Annotated in this window: 20 protein-coding genes, 2 tRNA genes and 1 pseudogene; all 23 read right to left on the bottom strand. The window is 39.0% G+C overall.

Translation table 11 applies throughout. From position 1 onward, the window contains the following. Positions 1–435: pseudogene (locus tag G413_RS0105955) on the bottom strand (hypothetical protein); the annotation flags it as partial. Between the two features lie 217 nt (positions 436–652). Beyond that, on the bottom strand, positions 653–1,645 hold the full coding sequence (locus G413_RS0105950) for a Gfo/Idh/MocA family protein (protein ID WP_022790008.1): 993 nt from the start codon (positions 1,643–1,645) through the stop codon (positions 653–655). Beyond that, on the bottom strand, positions 1,642–3,129 hold the full coding sequence (locus G413_RS11075; RefSeq protein WP_022790007.1) for a HAMP domain-containing sensor histidine kinase: 1,488 nt from the start codon (positions 3,127–3,129) through the stop codon (positions 1,642–1,644). The genes G413_RS0105950 and G413_RS11075 overlap by 4 nt, the downstream gene beginning before the upstream one ends. Before the next feature lie 4 nt (positions 3,130–3,133). Continuing rightward, positions 3,134–3,793, bottom strand: coding sequence for a response regulator transcription factor (locus tag G413_RS0105940; protein WP_022790006.1), 660 nt, complete (start codon positions 3,791–3,793; stop codon positions 3,134–3,136). 11 nt (positions 3,794–3,804) lie between these two features. Then, positions 3,805–5,139 (bottom strand): phosphoglucosamine mutase, encoded by a 1,335-nt coding sequence (gene glmM, locus G413_RS0105935; RefSeq protein ID WP_022790005.1) that lies wholly within the window; start codon positions 5,137–5,139, stop codon positions 3,805–3,807. A gap of 12 nt (positions 5,140–5,151) precedes the next feature. Beyond that, positions 5,152–5,934 carry a CdaR family protein gene (locus G413_RS0105930; RefSeq protein ID WP_027969082.1) on the bottom strand — a complete coding sequence of 261 codons (783 nt, stop codon included), beginning with the start codon at positions 5,932–5,934 and terminating at the stop codon, positions 5,152–5,154. After that, positions 5,918–6,865 carry a diadenylate cyclase CdaA gene (gene cdaA, locus G413_RS0105925; RefSeq protein ID WP_027969081.1) on the bottom strand — a complete coding sequence of 316 codons (948 nt, stop codon included), beginning with the start codon at positions 6,863–6,865 and terminating at the stop codon, positions 5,918–5,920. The genes G413_RS0105930 and cdaA overlap by 17 nt, the downstream gene beginning before the upstream one ends. Positions 6,866–6,886: 21 nt before the next feature. After that, positions 6,887–7,657 carry an HAD-IIB family hydrolase gene (locus G413_RS0105920; protein WP_022790004.1) on the bottom strand — a complete coding sequence of 257 codons (771 nt, stop codon included), beginning with the start codon at positions 7,655–7,657 and terminating at the stop codon, positions 6,887–6,889. A 106-nt stretch (positions 7,658–7,763) separates the two neighbouring features. Further along, a complete protein-coding gene (rd, locus tag G413_RS11935; protein ID WP_022790003.1) occupies positions 7,764–7,925 on the bottom strand; it encodes a rubredoxin in 162 nt (53 codons plus the stop codon). Between the two features lie 569 nt (positions 7,926–8,494). Beyond that, entirely contained in the window at positions 8,495–9,178 is a 684-nt protein-coding gene (locus G413_RS0105910; RefSeq protein WP_022790002.1) for a LytR/AlgR family response regulator transcription factor, read from the bottom strand. A 42-nt stretch (positions 9,179–9,220) separates the two neighbouring features. After that, positions 9,221–10,486, bottom strand: a complete 1,266-nt coding sequence (locus G413_RS0105905) for a UDP-N-acetylglucosamine 1-carboxyvinyltransferase (RefSeq protein ID WP_022790001.1) — start codon at positions 10,484–10,486, stop codon at positions 9,221–9,223. A 145-nt stretch (positions 10,487–10,631) separates the two neighbouring features. Then, positions 10,632–11,504: a class II fructose-1,6-bisphosphate aldolase gene (fba, locus tag G413_RS0105900; protein ID WP_027969080.1), complete on the bottom strand. Its 873-nt coding sequence runs from the start codon at positions 11,502–11,504 to the stop codon at positions 10,632–10,634. Between the two features lie 64 nt (positions 11,505–11,568). Next, positions 11,569–12,450: an ATP-binding protein gene (locus tag G413_RS0105895; RefSeq protein WP_022789999.1), complete on the bottom strand. Its 882-nt coding sequence runs from the start codon at positions 12,448–12,450 to the stop codon at positions 11,569–11,571. After that, positions 12,437–13,588, bottom strand: coding sequence for a DnaD domain protein (locus G413_RS0105890; protein WP_022789998.1), 1,152 nt, complete (start codon positions 13,586–13,588; stop codon positions 12,437–12,439). Before G413_RS0105890 ends, G413_RS0105895 begins: the two co-directional genes overlap by 14 nt. Next, positions 13,585–14,181 carry a dephospho-CoA kinase gene (coaE, locus tag G413_RS0105885; RefSeq protein ID WP_022789997.1) on the bottom strand — a complete coding sequence of 199 codons (597 nt, stop codon included), beginning with the start codon at positions 14,179–14,181 and terminating at the stop codon, positions 13,585–13,587. The genes G413_RS0105890 and coaE overlap by 4 nt, the downstream gene beginning before the upstream one ends. After that, positions 14,154–14,981 carry a bifunctional DNA-formamidopyrimidine glycosylase/DNA-(apurinic or apyrimidinic site) lyase gene (gene mutM, locus G413_RS0105880; RefSeq protein WP_022789996.1) on the bottom strand — a complete coding sequence of 276 codons (828 nt, stop codon included), beginning with the start codon at positions 14,979–14,981 and terminating at the stop codon, positions 14,154–14,156. The genes coaE and mutM overlap by 28 nt, the downstream gene beginning before the upstream one ends. Beyond that, positions 14,982–17,555: a DNA polymerase I gene (gene polA, locus G413_RS0105875; protein WP_022789995.1), complete on the bottom strand. Its 2,574-nt coding sequence runs from the start codon at positions 17,553–17,555 to the stop codon at positions 14,982–14,984. It abuts the gene before it with no gap. A gap of 62 nt (positions 17,556–17,617) precedes the next feature. Then, the gene (gene mreD / locus G413_RS0105870) at positions 17,618–18,184 is read right to left on the bottom strand and encodes a rod shape-determining protein MreD (RefSeq protein WP_022789994.1); all 567 of its coding nucleotides are present in this window, start codon (positions 18,182–18,184) and stop codon (positions 17,618–17,620) included. Further along, positions 18,181–19,017, bottom strand: a complete 837-nt coding sequence (gene mreC / locus G413_RS0105865) for a rod shape-determining protein MreC (protein WP_022789993.1) — start codon at positions 19,015–19,017, stop codon at positions 18,181–18,183. Before mreC ends, mreD begins: the two co-directional genes overlap by 4 nt. Positions 19,018–19,065: 48 nt before the next feature. Then, positions 19,066–19,740, bottom strand: coding sequence for a RadC family protein (gene radC, locus G413_RS0105860; RefSeq protein ID WP_022789992.1), 675 nt, complete (start codon positions 19,738–19,740; stop codon positions 19,066–19,068). Positions 19,741–20,002: 262 nt separating this feature from the next. Continuing rightward, positions 20,003–20,078, bottom strand: a tRNA-His gene (locus G413_RS0105855). A 229-nt stretch (positions 20,079–20,307) separates the two neighbouring features. Next, a complete protein-coding gene (locus G413_RS0105850; RefSeq protein WP_022789991.1) occupies positions 20,308–21,186 on the bottom strand; it encodes a DUF1848 domain-containing protein in 879 nt (292 codons plus the stop codon). Between the two features lie 256 nt (positions 21,187–21,442). After that, a tRNA-Gly gene (locus G413_RS0105845) sits at positions 21,443–21,516 on the bottom strand.

The raw sequence follows: 21,516 nt of genomic DNA, 5'->3' as shown, positions 1-21,516 counted from the left end.
TACCTTCTGAAGGTTGTCAAAGTCATCTTCTTCAAAACCTTCCGGATCGTTTCTTTGTCGGGCTACCATTCTTGTGGCGTAATAAAAGCCTCGATGAAACAGATCATTGGTACCGGGATCCATTCCCTGTGGTTCGATATCGATCCACATAGAATTGTTGTTTTGTGGATTTTTGATCTTATAGAGAAGATCATAGCGGATCATACTTCCCCTGATACTTTGATTCTCCACATTTTTGCTGATCATCTTGTCATGACTTTGTTCCTCATCCAGCAGCTCCTGTATCTTTTCCAGGGAAAGATCTTTATATTCTTCCAGACATTCCTTAAAAATATAGGCCAGAATCTGTTTATACGACAGGATCTTTTTACACTGTTCATCATACAGTCGTTTTGTTTCCCGCATGATCTCTTTTAATTCTTTTTTGTCTTCCATTTGAGTTTCCTCCTTTTCTCTACACTATTAAATACGTATGAAAAAGAGAAAACTGTTAAAATTCTTTTAAAAACAGTAAGTGAGTCCTAATTATTTAGAACTCACTTTTAGAATTTGATTTATCTGAATCTTCCTATTCACTTTATAAGACTTCAACTATGCTTACCAACATATATTAGCCAACAATCATATGTAGTTATAAAAAAAGAGTGATTTCTCACCCTTGTAATTGTAAATGTGCTTCTTCAATCAAAGAAACAACTAACTTTGTCTGTTCACAAAGTCTTTGATATTCTTTTTTATCATTATTTTGAATGATGTTTTCAAAGACCTGACACTCATAAATCATATGCGGAAGCTGATCAATGCCTAATTCCATTGTTGTTTCTTGGTCTTCCTTGCCGATCATATCACCTTTTAGAGGTAAAAACTGTACATGTTTACAAACACCACAGCTCGAACCATAGACACGAATCGTTCCCTGATCTCCCTGAATAAAGACTTGGTTTGGTGAACTGCTATCTTTTGCACCTACACAAATGGCCAGCTTATCCGGATAACGAAGAATCGCAATGCCGCTGGTATCGATACCATTAAAACCTTGATTTGCGTTATACTCTATTGAGTCCGGTTTCCCAAAAAGACCGGTTACAAAATGAAGGCAATATACATTGATATCCATTAAAGCTCCACCATTAAAAGCCGGGTCAAATACGTTGGTTACCTGATGATTCTTATATTTATCATAGCGTGACGAAAACTGTGAAAAGTTACATTGAACCAGCTGTACTTTTCCGGTATCTTTTAAATGCTCTTTTACGATCTGATAGTTTGGAAGATGAATCGTTGTAATTGCTTCAAAAATATAACGATTGTTCTGATCTGCCAGATCAAAAAGCTCCTGTGCTTCATGCAGTGTAGGTGTAAATGGTTTTTCACAGATGACATGCTTCCCTGCCTGCAGTGCTCTTTTTGACTGTTCAAAATGAAGGCTGTTGGGACTGGCGACATAAATTGTATCAATGGTGGTATCCTGAAGCATTTCTTCCAGGTCATGATACGATTTTTCAATCTGATGTTTTTGCGCATAGGCTTCCGCTTTCTCTTTTGTTCGAGAATATACGGCAACCACTTCTACATCCTTTGTCTGATTCATCGCATCGATCATGCGATCCACGATCACACCAGATCCGATTGTTCCTACTCTCATGTCAGATCCTCCTTATTATCTTTAGATTCCTGTTCTTTTTTATTTTCATGTGCTTTGTTGTCACGCCAACCTTTTCGATCATTAGGCTTTTTCTTTGGCTTTGGGACATCTCTGTAAATCCTAAAACATACACCATCCTCTGTATTAAAGCCTTTTACATGATATTTATTAGCTTTGACAACGCGGGATACAATGGAAAGTCCCAAGCCGAAACGGCCGCCTTCCCCTTTTTCATAAGGTCTGAAAAGGGCATCAATGCGATCCTCCGGCATCTTTGGTCCGTCGTTGGATATCTGTAAATCATTTTCCCGAACCGTAATCTGTATATAGCTTTTAGCATAACGGAATGCGTTTTCCATAATATTTTCAATACAAACACGCCAGGATTCCAAAAGTCCGTCAAAGAAGACTTCTTCCACATCAGTGATAATGCGAATTTCCGGACGAATCACCGCTGAATTTAATACGACTTCTTCCACGACCTCTTTCATATTGGTCACAACACCTTCGGCATCACTGGTGATCAAATACTCAATACGATTCAAATACAATAAGTTATGTACTTTTGCTTCCAATCGATTGGCATTATCTAAGATCACATCGATACTTTTTTCCAAGGTTCCATACGGATATACACCATCCTTAATGGATTCGGAATATGATTTGATCGTGGCAATCGGTGTTTTTAAATCATGAGAGATGTTATGAATCATTTCTTCTTTCACTTTTTCCTGCTTTTGCAGCTCATCCTTCATATTGACCAGTTCTTTGGCCACTTCTCCGATCTCATCATCTCGATTCAAATGCAGTTCCACTTCTTTTCCCTGTTTCACCTGCGCAATATACGATTTGATCTGATTCAAAGGATGAATAATCGAGAAAACCCAGATCATCATGATGATGATAAAGATACAAAATGCCAGAATCGTACCATAAACCGTGGATTCAACCAAAGTATTTCGTATACTTTGTGGATATGCATCATCCATGAAACTCACCAAAACAATTACACCGTTGGCGGTCTGCACCTGCTGCAGACGATAATAATACTGTATACCTTGATTGGATATCATGCCTTGCATATCTTCGTCATCTTTAGCCACCATGGCGGTGGATTGGTCAATCAAGTAATGATATAAGCTCTGATCCACATTTCCCGCATTATCCGGATTTAAAATCGTGATCTGCATTTCGTTGCTTTTGCTGTCTTTGGAAACAATACAGTTGGTTTGTATGTTATCACTGGACAGCGCTTTATAAATCGCATCATAGGCATCCCCAGCACCTAATAAATTCGACTTCAGTAAAGAAACGATAGGTTGCTGGCGACTGGACATGGTCGTGTACATCTGATTGGCAATCATATTGTCAATATTATTGCTGAGATAAAAGAAGAAAAACGTCGCAAAAAAACTGATAAACAGCAGTATCATTAATAAGACCTGCTGTGTTAAAGAAAGCTTTTTAAAAAATTGAGAAAACATGGATTTATCCTAAACGATATCCGTATCCATAGATCGTATGGATATTTAAATTCGGCAGTTTTTTTCGCAGACGACGCAACGTATCATCGACAACACGGTCACTTCCAAAATAGTTTTCATCCCATACATTTTCCAGAATCTTATCTCTTGAAAAGGCAATGCCTTTGTTCTTGATAAACATCATCAAAAGATCAAATTCTTTTGTAGTCAGTTCAATTTCGACATTATCCGCATAGATCTTACGTTGTTCTTCATCCAATTCATATCCATCTACCGCAATACGGTTATTGTCATCCTTATAGGCACGTTTGATAATGTTGTTGACACGAAGCACCATTTCTTTAGGTGAAAATGGCTTTGTGATATAGTCATCACAACCTTTTTCTAAACCGATGATGCGGTCAAATTCTTTATCACGAGCCGACATAAAGATGACCGGTGTTTCCGGTCCCTGCAGACGGATCTCTTCAATCAGATCAAAACCAGATTTATCATCCAACATGATATCCAGAATCCACAAATGCACATCATCATCCTGAACGTGAGCACTGGCTTCTTCATACGTATAGTAAGAACGTACTTCGTAGCCTTCCTTGCGTAAATATTGCGCAACCAGGTTGTTTAGATCTTTTTCATCTTCAACCACACAGATTACTCGCTTCATTAGCTCCCTCCTTAATACTGACTTTCCTCTATAAAATCAACGACACGCTGTACATACAGTTGGCAAAGTTCATCTGTCTTTGCCTCCACCATGACACGAACCAATGGCTCTGTACCACTTGGACGAACTAAAATACGTCCTTCATCCTTTAATTCGTCTTCCACTTCTTTAATGACCTTCCACAAGGCTTCATCTTTTAAAGCCGCTTCTTTATCGTTTACTTTAACATTTTTTAAAAGCTGTGGATAAATAAACAATCCTTCCGAAAGCTCTTCTAGCGATTTTCCGGTATTCTTCATGATTTCTAAAAGCTTCAATGCCGTTAATAAGCCATCCCCTGTAACCGCATTTTCATAGAAAATGATATGTCCACTTTGTTCTCCACCCAGATAGTAATCGTTTTTCTGCATTTCTTCAAACACATATTTATCACCGACCGGTGTTTGTACATAATCGATCTTATTGGCATCCAGGGCCTTATACAACCCTAAATTGGCCATAACGGTCGTTACACACATGTTTTTATTCAAGCGGTTGACCGATTTCATATATCTTGAACAGATGTATAGAATGTAGTCTCCATCGACAAGCTCACCTTTGGCATTGACCGCTATCAAACGATCGGCATCGCCATCAAAAGCCAAACCAATATCATAGTCGCCCTCTTTGACCATCTGCTGTAGCTTTTCAGGATGTGTAGAGCCACAGTTTTTATTGATATTGATTCCATTTGGTGAATTGGAGATAGCTTCTACGGTTGCACCTAAAGAATCTAAAGTTTCAATCGCGGTACTGGTGGCGGAACCATTGGCATTATCGACCGCAATCTTAAAGCCACTTAAATCGACCGGCACGATTTCCTTTAACCAGGACATATAAATTTCCAGGCCATCCTGCCATTCAAAGTATTCTCCGATCTTATCTCCGGTATTTAAAGTCAAAGTGCTTTTGCCATCGATATAATCTTCGATCTGTAAAAGCACATCTTCTTCCATCTTCTCCCCGTTATGATTGAAGACCTTGATTCCATTATCATAATAAGGATTGTGACTGGCCGATACCATGATACCGCAGTCAAAGCGCTCTTTTTGAATCAAATAGCTTACAGCCGGTGTAGGACATACCCCTAATAAATACACCTGTGCTCCCATCGATGTAGCACCGGCAGCCAGTCCCAGTTCAAACATATCACCACTTAATCGTGTATCTTTTCCAATCAGGATACGAGCATGTTTTTCTTTTCCATAATACATTCCCAGATACTGACCAATCTGAATGGCCATATCCAGTGTCAATCCCTCATTGGCACGTCCCCGCACGCCATCGGTACCAAAATATTTTCCCATAATTCTATACTCCTATTCTGTATCTTCTCTTTCAACCGTAGCTTCAATCGTTGTCGGATCGATTTCCACTTGTACACGGTTACCATCCGCATCATACGCTACAACATTGGCATTGACCTTCGCAGAATTTCCACTGGTAAATCCACTGACATCCACGATAGCACGTACAAATCGAATCGCATTCAATTCATCCGCTGTAGCACGAATCGTAACACTGTTGACTGCTAAAGTCGGTGTCTTGAAATCCGATGCCTTTTGTCCGGCTCCGATCAAGATTTCCGGTGCTACACTAAAGACACGTGTACGCTTAGATGTGATCGTAGCAGTCACGGTTTCCGGTGATATGGAAGCCTGAATGGTCGATGGAAGATCCTCCAGTGCCAAATCGATGATATAGCTTCCTTCTTTATACTGGCTTAAATCCGCTTTTACCGTCAAATTCGGATGTTGTTTCTGATACACTTCTATATCGGTTTCCTCACCAGATAGCGTTACCTGCACACTGGAAGGAATACCACTGACCTCATACTTATTCTGATCTAAATTGATCTCTGTATTCACATTTCCCAGATCGACAACCGTTGTCGTATCATTAAACAGTTCGATACGAATATCTTGATAATCAATGGCGATACAAATCACCAGAGAAGCAATCAAAGAAATGATCAAAGAACCTGCTTTATTGAAAACAACACGATCAAATAATTTATTAAAACGTCGAAAGAAAGAATACAGCACTTCCAAAAAACGATCCAAAAAACCTGCAGAGGAGTTATCCTTATTTGGCTTTGCCATGCGTATTCACCCCCTGCCTTGTGAGATCGACAATTTCCAGTGGCTGGATTCTTTCATCCACATTCTGTTGTTTACGCGTCTCACTTTGTCTGCGTGAACGATTGAACCCCAGACTTTTAGCCGTATCGATGATTGGCCTGAACAATGGACTACTTGTTGGTTTTTCTGTATCCGGCACAAGCAAATTGCGCAAAAGACGAGAAAGTCCCTCTGGTTTATATTGTGTCAGCTGACCGTTCATGGCTACCGAGATATTACCAGTTTCTTCACTGACAATAATCGTAATAGAATCCGTGATTTCACTGATACCTACCGCCGCACGATGTCTGGCCCCATACTTGCTGGGAAGATCTTTTGTCGTAGGCGGAAAATAAGCTGCCGCACAGGCAATCTTGTTTCCAATGATGATTACCGCTCCATCATGCATGGGTGTCCCATACTGAAAGATCGTACCCAAAAGCTCGCTTGATACAACCGAATCCATTTCGATCCCTGTATGTACATAATCTTCCATCGATGAATTTCGCTGAATGGAAATCAAAGCACCCGTCTTGGTCTTTGACATCTGCTCACAGGCACGAACCAGTTCTTCGATCATATTGATCTGCTCTTCCTTGGAAACATTGGCACCTAAGATGGAAGACGATTTACCAAACTTTTCCAACATGGCACGTATTTCCGGCTGAAAAATGATCACGATGACAACAACGCCCCAGTTCACAAAGATACTGATCAGAAAGCTTAATGCATTTAATCCCAGTAATGTAGAAAGCCCTTGTACGATAATGATAAACAAGATTCCCTTTGTGATCTGAATCGTTCGTGTGTTATTACGCACGATACGTAATGCATAGTAAATCAATGCCCAGACAACAAGAATATCCAAGATCAGCCGCAGGAGCAATGAAATATCGCTGAGCGTTATATTCATTTCCTTACCCCCTTATACGTTTTATTTTAAAATCGTATGAATCATAGAGCCTACCGATTCATAGAAAACGTTCGCATTTTCTTTAACCGCTTCATCCGCCATTTCCATACAGGCGCCATGATATCCATACGTCATTAGCGGAATGTCATTGTAGGAATCACCGATAGTATAAACATCTTCTTCGTTTGTATTCGTATATTCCACGACAAATTCCAAACCGGTTGCCTTGGAAACTCCTTTAGGAACAACATCCACTACAAAGTTATTGGCATAGGCCACTACAATTTCACCAAAGAACATATTGATGTTTTCTGCCAATGTAACCGCCAGATTTTGTTCAGACATAGAAATAACGATCTGAGCGATTTTTTGTGTATTGATCAAATCATCCACACTCATATCACTTTGCATGTTCGGATAGCGACGATCTGTAATGCTTTCATCAATTGTCATTTTATGGCGATGTACTCCATCATTGATCACAACACTGGCTACTCCTTCTTCCTGCTTAGCCGCATAAATAATATCGACGGCCGTCACAATATCTAAATAATAGGAAAGTAACTCATGTCCTTCACGATCAAAAACCATACCGCCATTGTTTGTAATATAATAATCGACCGGTAAATCATATTGTTTGGCCTGGGCCTCGATAGATTCCATTGATCGACCCGTACATAAAACAAACAGGTTGCCGGCCTTTTTCCAATCCTGAATGGCCTGTAGATCCTCAGGCATAATATGTTTTGCGTATTTTAAAGTTCCATCATAATCCGTAGCTAATAGTTTCATACAAGATCCTCAACTTTTCTATTTATGTATATAATATACCACAGTTAAAAAAAATCACATAATTCAAACCAAAAAAATAAGAATCCGAAGATTCTTATTTCATGTATTACTCAACTGGACTGAACTGATCTTTTCCTACACCGCACAATGGACAAACAAAATCTTCAGGAAGATCTTCAAACTTTGTACCCGGTGCAATACCTTGTTCAGGAATACCTACGGATTCATCATATTCCCATCCACATACATCACATACATATTTTTTCATTAGTATTTCCTCCTTGTCTATACTATGACAGATTTCTTTAAAAATTGCATCTGTTTTGACCATTTTTTCATTTCAGTTTTCATCTATACCAAAAGAAGGCAAGACCACAAGTCTTGCCTTACAAATTCAGTTGTTGTATAAATTCATCTATTGAGATGTTACCCACATAACGTATTTTCCACAGCATTTTCCGATTACTCCAATATTCCGGTGTCTGTGCTCTTTTTATGTAGGATTAGATGACAGCTTCATGATATGCAAAGATGGTTTTATCTGTGAAATCCATCACCTGACAGCCTTACCAGCCTGCCAATCTTTCATCCACGCATTCACCAAGTTTTACGGAATGTTTTTTTCGGATTGCTCCGACATACCCTTTGGAGTCTTCTCTCCATAGTTTCGTGCTTTGCCGGAAAAATCAATTTCCGACGATTAAACTATTGTCATCTTCCCACCGCTCTCTATCGTCTCATTTAGAAAGGAAACCTTTCGCTTACTTCTATTTCCTTTGTTCACTTACAGTATATATGATTTTCAAACGATCACAAGCACTCTGTCCATCTTGGTTATCATATTGTCTTTTTTGACCTTTGTTTAGCCAAAATCTTCTTTTTTTGTGCTCTGGAAAGCGGCACCTTATCACCATTACTAAGTTCTACTTCATCCTTAAACCAACCTACGATGTATTTGGCATTCACAAGATAGGACACATGTACGCGTAGAAATCCAAAATCAGCCAGACGTTCTTCTAAATCAGCCATATTAGCTCGCTCATGAAATTCCCCTTTTCGCGTATGAAAATAAATCATCTTTTCCATTTTATCCAGATAATAAATATCCTGATAAGGCAATCGAACATGGATTCCATCGTAGTTCAATTCATAGAATTCACTTTGGTGATATTGTGAAAGAAGCAGTTCTCTTTCATTTTCAATCTGCTGACGAATCTTTGCCTTATCGATATATAAGACACGGTTTCTTTGATCATTTCCCTTTACCGCCAATACATTTTTACACAGATAGATAAACAAAGCACTGGGATGATCATGCACAAATACACTTTCCAAACGAGGTGTCTTAAATACCTCATCAAAGACAAAGATTTGATAATCCTCCACCTTCATGCGTTTTGCCAGTTCCGAGGCTTTTGTAAAGACACGAAATGTCCAATCCAGCGTATCAAAAACTTTCGCCAGGGAAAAAACAACTTCCATAGATTCTTTTTCATACTCTAACAAGGCAACTTTGATCATACTTTTATGATAAAGAAAAAAGACCGCAAAATCAATTGCAGTCTATTCAACTTCTTCTCGCCAAAGCACAGCGCCTAACGATTTTAATTTTCCATCCAGATCCTCATATCCTCGATCGATATGATAGACGTCATGAATTTCCGTTACGCCTTCTGCCATCAAAGCGGCAATCACAAGACAAGCTCCACAGCGAAGATCGGTTGCCGTAACACTGGTTCCAGTTAAAGGCGTATTTCCATTGATAAAGGAACTTGGCACACGAACATCAATATCCGCTCCCATTTTATTCAGTTCATAACAATGCTTGAAACGCTCTGTATAGATGGTTTCCGTTACGACCGATTGTCCCTGAGCACGTGTCAAAAGTGCCGTAAAAGGCTGCTGAACATCCGTGGCAAAACCTGGATATGGTTTTGTCAGAATATCAGTTGGCTTTAAAGGTCCTTCTGTCTTATACACTTCGATTGCATCCGACTCTACCTTCATTTGAATACCGATTTCCTTCAGCTTCATTGTGATAGCTTCCACATGCTGTGGAATTATATTTTCAATACGCATGGTATCGGCCATAGCTGCTGCGATGATCAGATAGGTACTGGCTTCAATACGATCCGGAATGATCTCATGCATGCAACCACCCAATCGTTCTACCCCATCAATGGTCAGCGTACTGGTACCCATACCATGAATACGTGCCCCCATTTTATTTAAAAGCGTAGCAATATCAATGATTTCCGGTTCTCTGGCCGCATTTTCAATAACTGTTCGTCCTTTGGCATAGACAGCTGCCATCATGATATTGATTGTTGCCCCTACAGAACTGATATCCAAAAAGATATTCGTTCCTACCAGTTCCTTGGCATCCAGAATATAACAACCTTTTGTATATTGTACAGTAGCCCCTAAAGCTTCAAAGCCTTTTAAGTGCAAATCAATAGGACGAGGCCCCAAATAACATCCACCCGGCATTTTGATCTCTACATGACCGAACTTTCCTAATAAAGCCCCCATAAAATAATAGCTGGCTCTAAGCTTACTAACAGCCTGTGATACCATAGGCTTATTGTTCATTTGACTTGGATCTATATAAAGTGTTTCTTCATCACACTGTTTTACATCTACATCTAATTCTTCTAACAAGACTTTTAAGGATTCCACATCACTGATGTTAGGAACACCATAAATCGTTACTGGTTCGTTGGCTAAAACACAGGCAGGAATTAATGCCACCGTTGAATTCTTAGAACCACTGATTCGTACTGTCCCCCGTAAAGGATGGCCCCCTTCGATCTTGATTATTTCCTCCATACCTTACCTCCTAGACATGCTTATATATCATACACAAAACTGTGTTCATTTCAAGTGTTCCTTTTTATTCTAAAGAAATGTTTATGAAATTACAAGGAGGAAAAAGAAAAAGAGCCGGACGCATCCGACTCTATAAGGTTTTGAATTATTCAGCTTTTCCAGCAGAACCGAAGAAGTTTGTCATCATTTCTTTTACTAATTCAGTGATGGCATCAGCTCCTGGTTTCAACAGTTTACGTGGATCGTAACCTTTTCCTTCCTGATCTTTTCCGGCTTCGATGTATTTACGAGTAGCATCTGCAAATACAAGCTGGCATTCTGTATTTACGTTAACTTTAGAAACACCTAAATCAATGGCTTTCTTAACTTGTTCACGAGGGATACCAGAACCACCGTGTAATACTAATGGTTTACCGTTTGTAGAAGCCTGGATTTCAGCTAAACGATCAAAGCTCAAACCAGCCCAGTTTGCAGGGTATTTTCCATGGATGTTACCGATACCGGCAGCTAAGAAATCTACACCTAATTCGGCAATGATCTTACATTCTTCAGGATCAGCTAATTCACCGGCAGAAACGACACCGTCTTCTTCACCACCAATTCCACCAACTTCACATTCGATAGACAATCCTTTTGAATGAGCTAATTCGATCATTTCTTTTGATTTAGCCAAGTTTTCTTCGAAATCATAGTGAGAACCATCAAACATTACAGAAGTGAATCCAGCTTCAATAGCAGCTTTAGCTCCTTCGTAAGTTCCATGATCCAAATGGATTGCTACAGGAACAGTAATTCCCATATAATCGTGGATTTCTTTAACCATTGCAACAACAGTCTTGAATCCGCACATATATTTTGCAGCACCTTCAGAAACACCCAACATAACTGGTGATTTTACTTCTTCAGCAGCTGCCAGAATCGCTTTTGTCCATTCAAGGTTGTTGATGTTAAAGGCACCGATCGCATAATGTCCTTCATGCGCCTTGTTGATCATTTCAGTAGCAGATACTAACATAATTTCAATTTCCTCCTTTATGTTTTGCTATGTCTATTTTACTCCAAATGTAAGCATTTGAAAAGAATTAACGTCTGGATTCCCCAGATAATTTACAAATCACTGCCAAACTTTTGATTCTTTCCAGAATTCGTAAAGCACTGACCTTAGAGTTTGGTTCTCCCCGAATGATATATTGATTCAAAAGTTCCTCTAAAGCATAGTTACTGGTAAAATACGTCTTCTTTTTATGATTCATCCGATATTCCAGGATTGGCAGTAAGATCTCATCTCTTGTCCAGGCACTTAAAGCCTCGGCACCGATATCATCTAAGAACACGATGTCAGAAAACTTCAACGCATTCATCTGTTTTTGCCGAAAGTCATTATCATACATCGCTTGTTTTAATTCACTGATAAACTGTGGCATTTTCACAAAGGAAACGCTCTTTTGATTCTGAGCATAATAATTGGCCATGCCGATACAAAGATAGGTCTTGCCAACCCCAGGCTGTCCATGAAGGAATACACCTTTATCACTCTCTATTGACTCCAGCATTTTTTCATAAACCATTAAATATTCCATGCTTTGATGCTCTGTCATGCCTTTTAAATCAATTTCTAATTCTTGATAGCTTAAATGGCTGAGTCGATAATTTCTTTCATGTTCGTGTTTCTTTTCATCCTTCTTCTTGTATTTGCAGGAAACAAAATTTTGAATTAAATATCCGCTTTCATCAAATTCCAATGTTTTGACTTTTCCCCGTAACGGTTGACTACATTGAAACAATCCCTGACAGTGTTTACATTTATCCAATGTTTCCTGCCACATAAAAAAATCAGAAGCGTGCTTTTTTAAAAAGTCGATATCCTTTTGATGTTGTTTTAAAAAATGAAGGATGCGTGCATCTTCCAACAACGGTTTATATAGATCTTCTGCAATCTTTGATGCTACTTTAATTCTCTCCATGGTTTGTTTCTCCCAATTTCTCTTGCAGACGGGCAATTCTTGCCTTTAATTCTTCATCCGGCTCTGTCTGTTTTGTATCCGCATACCATTCCGGTACGTTTTCTACTTTTGTGTTTTTATAGCTGATGGTTTGTTCCATCGCTTTTTCTTTGGTATCGATCTTTAAACGTGCCCAGGAGCTGGCCACTTTTTCCACAAAGGATCGACTGAACTTTTGATCGGTCGCCTTTAAAGCATAGTCGATCAGCACATTGATGACCTCTGCCGGCAAGCGATAATCTACCATCATCTTCTCCAATAAAAGCTTGTCCGCTCTGGCAACCGGCATACCGTTTTGTTTTTGTTGCAGATAGGCAATCGGTGAAAGTGTATAAGGATCCTGCGAATGTATAGGAAGATCTTGTGCAGCGATTACCTTGTTTCTCAACCCTTCAAAATCGATCTTTGTTTTTTGTGGATCAATGCTTAAAGACAAATAGCGCCGCATGTTTTTTTCATCAATGCCAAAGATACGCGCTAAATCATAGATACGCTCCAAATTTTGTCTTGTGCGAAGACGTTGTGGTATCACGCGTTCCATACCTTTGAACAACACATTAAAGTCAAAGGGATAAGTTGTATTGGAAGGAATATGAATCTGTGTTTTATCTAACGCTTCTTCCTTTTTAGAAGTCCAGTTTTCTAAAATCGATACATCTAAAGGTTCACTGATGTTGACCATGGTTTTCGTACACAAACATTCTTTCGAAAAGAAAAGCTTCATACGATCTAACTGTGAAGAACCTTCTTTTTCCAAAAAGATTCTTGAATAAATATCATGCTGCAAAAAGAGCTGCGGCTCTTTGGGCGGCTGTAAAATGAATAAGTATTCAGCTTTGATCGTCTCCCGATATGTCTGTAAGAGATTATATTGTTCCAGCTGCTTACGAGCATATTCAAACCTTGTTGGACTTAAATGAACGATCTTCTGTACATCTTGTAAATCATAGAGTTGTTCTTTTTTAGATAACGTGGAAAAAACATCGTACAGGCACTGTGCTTCTTTTCCGATCAAAGATCCATACAACAGATGCAGCGAATCTCTTTGTTGTTCTGAAAGTGAAAAAGGCATTTGGATGCGACAGGTTTCTCGACTCATGCAAGGCTCCTTTCTAAATGGAGCTTGACTTGTTCTCTTAGCTGCTCCAAAGTGCCATTGTTATAAAGGACCACATCACTTTGCTGCATCTTGATGATCGGAGAATACTGACAGGCTAAGCGCGCTTTGGCATTTTCTCTGGTAATATGTCGTTTTGTTTCCAGTCTTTGTAAAGCCACTTCCTCATCACAGACAACACACCAGATCTCATCAAAAAGATCTTCCATATGCGATTCAAACAATAAAGGAACTTCTACAAAAACTAATGTATTTTCCTGTTGTTCGATCCATTCTTGCATACTTTCCACGATCAGTGGATGTAAGATTGACTCCACTTTTTGTTTATAAGCTTTATCTGTAAACATGCGTTGCGCAAATGCCGGTTTATCAATGTTCTTTTTTTCATCCAAAGGAATCTTCATTTCTTTTACTAATTGCCGATATCCCTTGTTTCCTTTTTCAATCAGCTGTCTATTGACTTGATCGACATCTAAAACCGGGAAATTCTCTTTTAACATGGACGATACCATGGATTTCCCCGATCCCATGCTTCCGGTAATGGCAATTATTTTCTTTTTTGACATTTTGGGCATAAATACGTCCCCCTTTGCGATACGGTGATCTTTCGTATAGTTGTCTGACAGTTTGGACAAGGCTTGCCGGCCTGTGCATGTACTTTTAACTTTAACTGAAACAATCCGGTAACACCAAGACTGGATGTATAGCTGCGAATGGTCGTTCCTCCGGCTTTCATCGCCCCTTTCATGATCCTTTTTGTATGAAATGCCAGATTTTCGCAATCTTTTTTAGAAATTCTTGCACTGCGGGAACGTGGATCCAAACCACACGCAAAACAAATTTCATCGGCATAGATATTACCGATGCCGGCTACAATGCTTTGATCCAGCAGGCACGATTTTAAATTCTTTTTTAACGGATGTATTTTCTGATACAGATACGCTCCATCCAATCGTGGATCCAGAACATCATAACCCAGCTTTTCAAAACAAGGATGGGCAAATGGATCATTATTGTGAGTGTACACCTGCATACGGCCAAACTTACGTGTATCATGATAGCACATCCATCTTCCATCGCTTAGACGAAAACGAATGTGAACGTGCTTATCCTGTGAAGGCTGCTTCAACAAATAAAACTTACCTTCCATGCGTAAATGTACTACCAGATCATAGTCATCCAGGACAAATAGAAGATATTTCCCCCAGCGAAAAAATTTTCGAAAATGCTGGCCGGTAAGCTGTTTGATAAAGGCTTCCGGCGTTGTATGTTCCACGATCTTAGGATATACGACCTGCACTTCTTCGATTTGCAAATCGTGAATCTGTACTTCCAACGTGGAAATCACAGTTTGTACTTCAGGTGCTTCCGGCATTTACTTAGCCTCGTACCATGTTTTACCAGCTTGAATACTGGCCTTTAAAGGAACTCTCAGCTCCATCGCATTCTCCATGGCTTCCTTGACAAGTGCTTTCATCTGATCTAATTCTTCTTCCGGAACTTCAAAAATCAATTCATCGTGAATCTGTAAAAGCATTTTTGATTTCACATTGGCCTTTTTCATAGCTTCATTCACACGAATCATGGCAATCTTGATCAAATCCGCAGCACTTCCCTGAATCGGTGCATTCATCGCAGCTCGTTTCCCAAATTCTCTTGTCATAAAGTTTTTATCGTTAATTTCCGGAATCATACGCCGACGATGGAATAAGGTTTCTACATATCCGTTTTCTTTACATTGTTCAATCAACGTATTCATAAACTGATGAATGTTGGGATAACTGGCAAAATAGGAATCCATAAATTCGGTGGCTTCTTTTCGTGAAATCTTTAATTGTGTAGAAAGCCCGAAAGCGGTCTGTCCATATACGATACCAAAGTTGACCGTCTTGGCAATACGACGCATACCGCTATCGACTTCATCGCTTTGACAGTGAAAGATCAAAGTAGCTGTCTTATTGTGAATATCGACATCCTCCTGAAATGCCTGAATCATATGAGTTTCATTGGCCATATGCGCCAACATCCTCAACTCGATCTGAGAATAGTCTGCCGACAACAGAACATGCCCTTCCTTAGCCACAAATGCCTTACGAATCTCGCGTCCTTCTTCATCACGGACACTGATATTTTGCAGGTTAGGATCACTGCTGGAAAGACGTCCTGTCTGTGTCATGGTTTGATTAAATGTCGTATGGATCTTTTGATCCGGTTGGATGTGTTTCTTCAACCCCTCAATGTAGGTGGACATGATCTTGGAAAACTTCCGATAGTCCAACAAACTTTCAATAATTGGATGAACGCCACGCAGTTTTTCCAACACTTCTGCACTGGTGCTTCGCTTACGTCCTCCACCCTTTAAGCCTAAATCATCGTACAAGACCGAAGCTAACTGTTTTGGTGAATTGATATTAAAGATCTTATCGGCATATCCATAAATTTCGTTGGAAAGTTCTTTCATCTTCAAAGAAGTAGCCTGCCCGATCTCATCCAGTGTACGCTCATCAATATCGATCCCCTCATTTTCCATATGGTATAAAATCGGAATCAGCGGCTTTTCAATATTTTCATAAAGCTCCATCAAATTATCTTCTTTCAGCTTTTCTAAAATCGACTTTTCCTTCTTGGCAATCTCTTCCGTAAACACCTGCATGACCGGCACCATTCTTTGTTCGGCATACGCTTCCACACTCTTTTGTTTTTTGGAAAGATCATGAAAGCTTTCCGGCAGTTGAATATGTAAAGCTAATACCAATGCATCAAGATCGGTTGCCTGTGAATGCAAAAGGAAGCAGGCGATATGAAGATCTTCTTTAAAGTCAACTGTTGTAAATCCATATCGGTCTAATAGATGATTTGTTTCTTTAACATCCCATGTATGCAGATCCTTTCGCTGTAAAAGTTTTTTAAAGCCAGCATCTTCTAAGGCATCCTCTACGCGAAGATAGAGGATTTCTTCTTTGTACGGAATCATAAAACCATACAGCTTCTGGATCAAAAAGCTCTCCTTGGTACATACCGGCATCAACAACAAATCTTCTTCATCCAGATCGATTGAAGTTACATTTTTGATCGGCCACGCACTTTTAGAAGCTACCGGTGTCGTTGTCATCAACGAGCGCATTTCATACTTTTTATAAAAATCATTGACAGACTCTTTATAACCCTCAAAAGAAACTTGTTCGATTTCAAAAGGAAGTTTAACATTCGTATAAATCGTTGCCAGCTCCTTGGACATAAACGCATTGTCTTTATCCTTTTCCAGCTTTTCTTTCAGTTTCCCTTTGATTTCATCAATATGTGCATATACATTTTCTACACTTGCGTATTGTTGAAGTAGCTTGGTTGCGGTTTTCTCACCGACCCCAGCTACACCCGGTATATTATCGCTGGAATCTCCCATCAATCCTTTTAAATCGATGATCTGAAGCGGCTGCAATCCATATTTTTCTTCAAAATGAGCCGCATCCATCAATTCCATATCCGTTATTCCTTTTTTCATCAACAGAACGCTTGTCGAATCATCCACCAGCTGCAACAAGTCTCTGTCACTGGTCAAAATCGTAGTCTGTACTTCCGGATGACTTTTGGCCATCGAACCGATAATATCATCGGCTTCATAGCCTTCGATCTCAAAGCGGCAAATACCGGCCGTATCCAAAAATTCACGTGCAATCGGAAATTGAACGATCAGTTCTTCGTCGATTGGCTTACGCGTGCCTTTATACGCTTCAAATTGGTCATGACGAAATGTTTTCTTACCAGCATCCCATGCGACCAGGATTCCATCAGGTTTAATCGTTTCAATAGCCTTGTTGAGCATCATGATAAAGCCAAAGATCGCATTGGTGGGAATCCCGTTGGAAGTCGTCATTCTGTGGGAATATAACGTGGCATAATAAGCACGAAACAACATTGAATTTCCATCTAATAAAAGTAATTTTTTCATAACATCACCATTCCAGAACTAATTGTATCACATCGATAAAAAAAAAGAAGAAATGAGTACACTCATTTCCGCATAAAGCGCAATTTCTTATAGCGCGATCGTTCCATTTTTAAGATTCGATTTTGGCGAATCATAGTGTAGCGATCCATGACCCCCAAAACATATTCCAGTCCCAACAATAACAATCCGTTAAGAATCCATGAAAAGAAACCAAAAGTATAAAGCCATTGTTTAAATGGGATCGAAAGCGTGCCTGTCCACGAAAAGAAAATGAAACAAACAATATCCTGTAAAAGCATCAATACAAACACCCATAAGGTTCTATATAACAGGCGATCTTTGATCCAGGGATACAAAAGCCCACACACATAACCAAAACACGTATAAAGAATCGTATGCAGTGGAAATCCTTGTGTAAAAAAGAAATCCGTTACGATGCCACACAGAAACGATAACAGGATGCGCGTGAGCCACGATTGCGATACCACCAGCAACATCAAAGCCATGAATCCCAGATGACTGATAAAGCTCATATGAGCATAAGTGAAATCCGATGGCCATACAAAGGCGAAAAAGTCATCGATCAATAGACAGATCAGAATAAAGATCAAACTAGTTCTTAGCTTCATTCCACTCGCCCGCTTCCTATGACCGTAACATAGTTAAAACTGCTGATATTCGAAACAGGCTTGACATAGATCGTTGAAATGATTGCGTCATCATTGGTTTCCATATCACTGACTTGTCCAAGATAAATACCACTCGGATAGTTTCCGCCTCTTCCTGAGGTCGAGACCTCCTGTCCCTGTGTAACTGTTGCCTCATTATCAAATAAGGAAACACGATACGCTCTGTGACTTGTATCATAGCGCTCCAGCACACCTTCAATGGTCGTTCCATCTTCCAAGGCAATGCTGATGGCGATATCATTGATTAAATCTTCACTGGTCAAAAGCCGTACGGTTGAAGTCGCACTTTGTACCTCTTCAATCAATCCAACAGCCCCCTGTGATGTACAGACGATCATATTTTCCTGTACACCCTGCGAGGAACCGGCCGAAATCGTAACTGTCTGATCCCATGCTTCGGTATCCCTTTCCAGAACATGTGCCGTGATCTTTGTCGCATCTTCCAGCGTTCCATTCAATTCTGCCAGCTCTTCCAGCTCTTTATTTCGATTGCGTTCCTCTTCATACAATGTCTTATAGCTTTTCTGCATAGCCAGCTCTTCATTTAAATACTGGTTATCTTCATAGACATGCCATAAGTTTGACAAATCATTGAATACATTGGTCAAAGAAGTTAAAGGATAGTCAATCAACCCATATTTAATATATGTCCATGCGCTGTATCCCATATTCGATAACGCATTTTGTCTTAATCCTAACATTGCGCATCCAATCACCAGTAAAACAATATTGGCAATTAGTAAAATGCGTTGTAAACGTGTAAATCGTTTCATGGCGTTCCCCCAAGCTATCTTCCATTATAATAGGAATCACTCAATCATTCAATCGAGATATTGATGTTGTTTAAAGGAGAACCAATCTTTGTTCCCTACGATCACATGATCTAAAAGTTGTATGCCGGATAAAAGTGCAAGTTCATATATCCGTTTTGTGAATTCAATATCCTGCGGGCTTGGCGTAATATCACCACTGGGATGATTGTGGACCATGATTAGAGAATGTGCTTTATAGATAAAGGCATCATGAAAAATATCACGTGGATGCACACAGCTTTCCGTCAATGTACCAACATATAAAATCTTATGTGTGATGATTTTTCCTTTGGCATTTAAATATACCGCTACAAAATGCTCCTGATCCTTTAAACCGATCTCCATTTGAAACCAGGCCGCAAGATCTGTAGGCTCCAAAATAGAGGCCCCATAATTTTTCTTCTTTAAGGCACGTTTACACAGTTCAATGCCCGTTAAAATCTGCAATGCTTTTACGTGTTTGATTCCTTTTATTTCCATTAAATCCTCCACTCTTAAATCAAACAGTTTTTCTAAGTTATCACACTTACACATTACATCCTTTGCCAAATCAAATACACTCCGATTCTTACTTCCACTTTGTAGAAGCAATGCTAAAATCTCTAAATCACTTAGAGATTCTAACCCATAGCTTAACGCTTTTTCTCGGGGTCTTAAATTAGTTTCTAATTCTTTGATCTTCATATTATATAAATACGAAAAATAATTGGAAAACTATTAAAAAGTTTTGAAGTTTTTTGATATTTTGATCCATTTACGCATAAACCTATAAAAAAAGATTGAAAAGATCATACGTATTAAACAATCATTTTCAATCATATGTACAAATCCTCATTAGGTTTTAGCTACACAGCTCTGTAGAAAATCCGGTACAACCATCCATCAAATTGCCCAAAATTTTTTCATGCAATAAAAAAAGCCTTTGCATAAAGGCTTACTCTTCATATGGGGCGGCTGACGCGATTCGAACGCGCGAATGACGGAGCCACAATCCGCTGTGTTAACCACTTCACCACAACCGCCATAAAATGCGCTTGGATATTCTTTCCATGTGCTTGTCTATTGTACCCAATTTAATGACGAATGTAAAGAACATTTTTTACTTTTTCACTTTAGCTTGGAAAAATTGCCATATAACTTTTTAAATATTTTTGAACTGGCCTTTACTCTTCGAAATATGTGATATTCTTCCAAATGTATAGTTTTTAAGATGAAGTAAAGATAGAGGACAATTTGGTTTACTAAACCACATCAACCTCTACGCACTCGAATTTGATCCTGTGGTTGTACATTCCCTATCAACAAAGCGCTTTCTGGATCGTGTAATCGAACATTTTCTTCAATTCTTTTTTCATCAAAATTGGCATAACAGTATTTACAATAATGTCGACACGTATTGTATTGTCCGATATCGACCATTTCAACGCATCCGCAGTCACGAGCTTTCCATTTTTTAAACTTTTTACCGGTAATCAAGAAAGCTTCTTCGACTGACATACACACATCTTTACGAAAGCCATACTCACAAAGATCTCGCTGTTCAAAACATGTCTGAACACTCATACCATGTTCTTTGGCAATTTGAGAAAAAGAAGTTCCGATCAACTTGTAATCTATTTCCGTAAACTCTTTGATTTGTAATTCTATTTGATGTTTTCTGACATTTTTATAGTCATCTACAAACGACACGATGATTCGATCCACATAACCCTCTAATTCCATGCACATCTTTTCAAAAGCTTTTATGTGATATTTCACATCGTATCTTGCGTTTAATAAGATAGGATCATATCGAACCAGTGGTTTAGACTCTTTAGAAAGCTTTGAAAGCTTACGAATGGCATTCAAAATCAGTCTTTTATCTGGTACATAAGGTTCAATGTCTTTATGGTAAGGCGTAAAGGTGACTTGAAAAAGAAATGGTTTTTGTAGCGTATGCAAAGAATCTAAAATCGGCAATGGATTCTTAGTACAAAAAACGATCAAATCAATATTCTCAATATAAATGCGTGAAATAGAATGGGGATCAAAAGGATTCCGGACAAGAAAATATCCTTCTTTCATTCGATTTAAAAACCATGGTGTATAAAAAGCTACAATATCTGTTCTTCCACTTACGTTGATAATCATAAAGTCATTGTAAATAGTTATCGATAAAAATTCAAATTATCTCTTTTAGCTTTTTATGGTTCATCAAAAATAGCATACTAAAGATAATATCCTCCAGTGATTCAAACACCATATTTATAAACAACAAATTGTTCAAAACAACATATAGCATTCATAATAAAAATAATCGATTCAGATAGATCATGAAAACGAAAGAAAATTTGATTTTGACAAACAAAAAAAACGAACTTCAAGATGAAGTTCGTCAAATTCAAAGTGGAGCAGGTGATGAGAATCGAACTCACGTAGTCAGCTTGGAAGGCTGAAGTTCTACCATTGAACTACACCTGC

The organism is Faecalicoccus pleomorphus DSM 20574 (assembly GCF_000420345.1).
In the GTDB taxonomy this organism is placed as follows: Bacteria; Bacillota_I; Bacilli_A; order Erysipelotrichales; family Erysipelotrichaceae; genus Faecalicoccus; species Faecalicoccus pleomorphus.
Note: the sequence above shows the minus strand (reverse complement) of the source record. Positions and strands in the feature narration are given on the sequence as shown.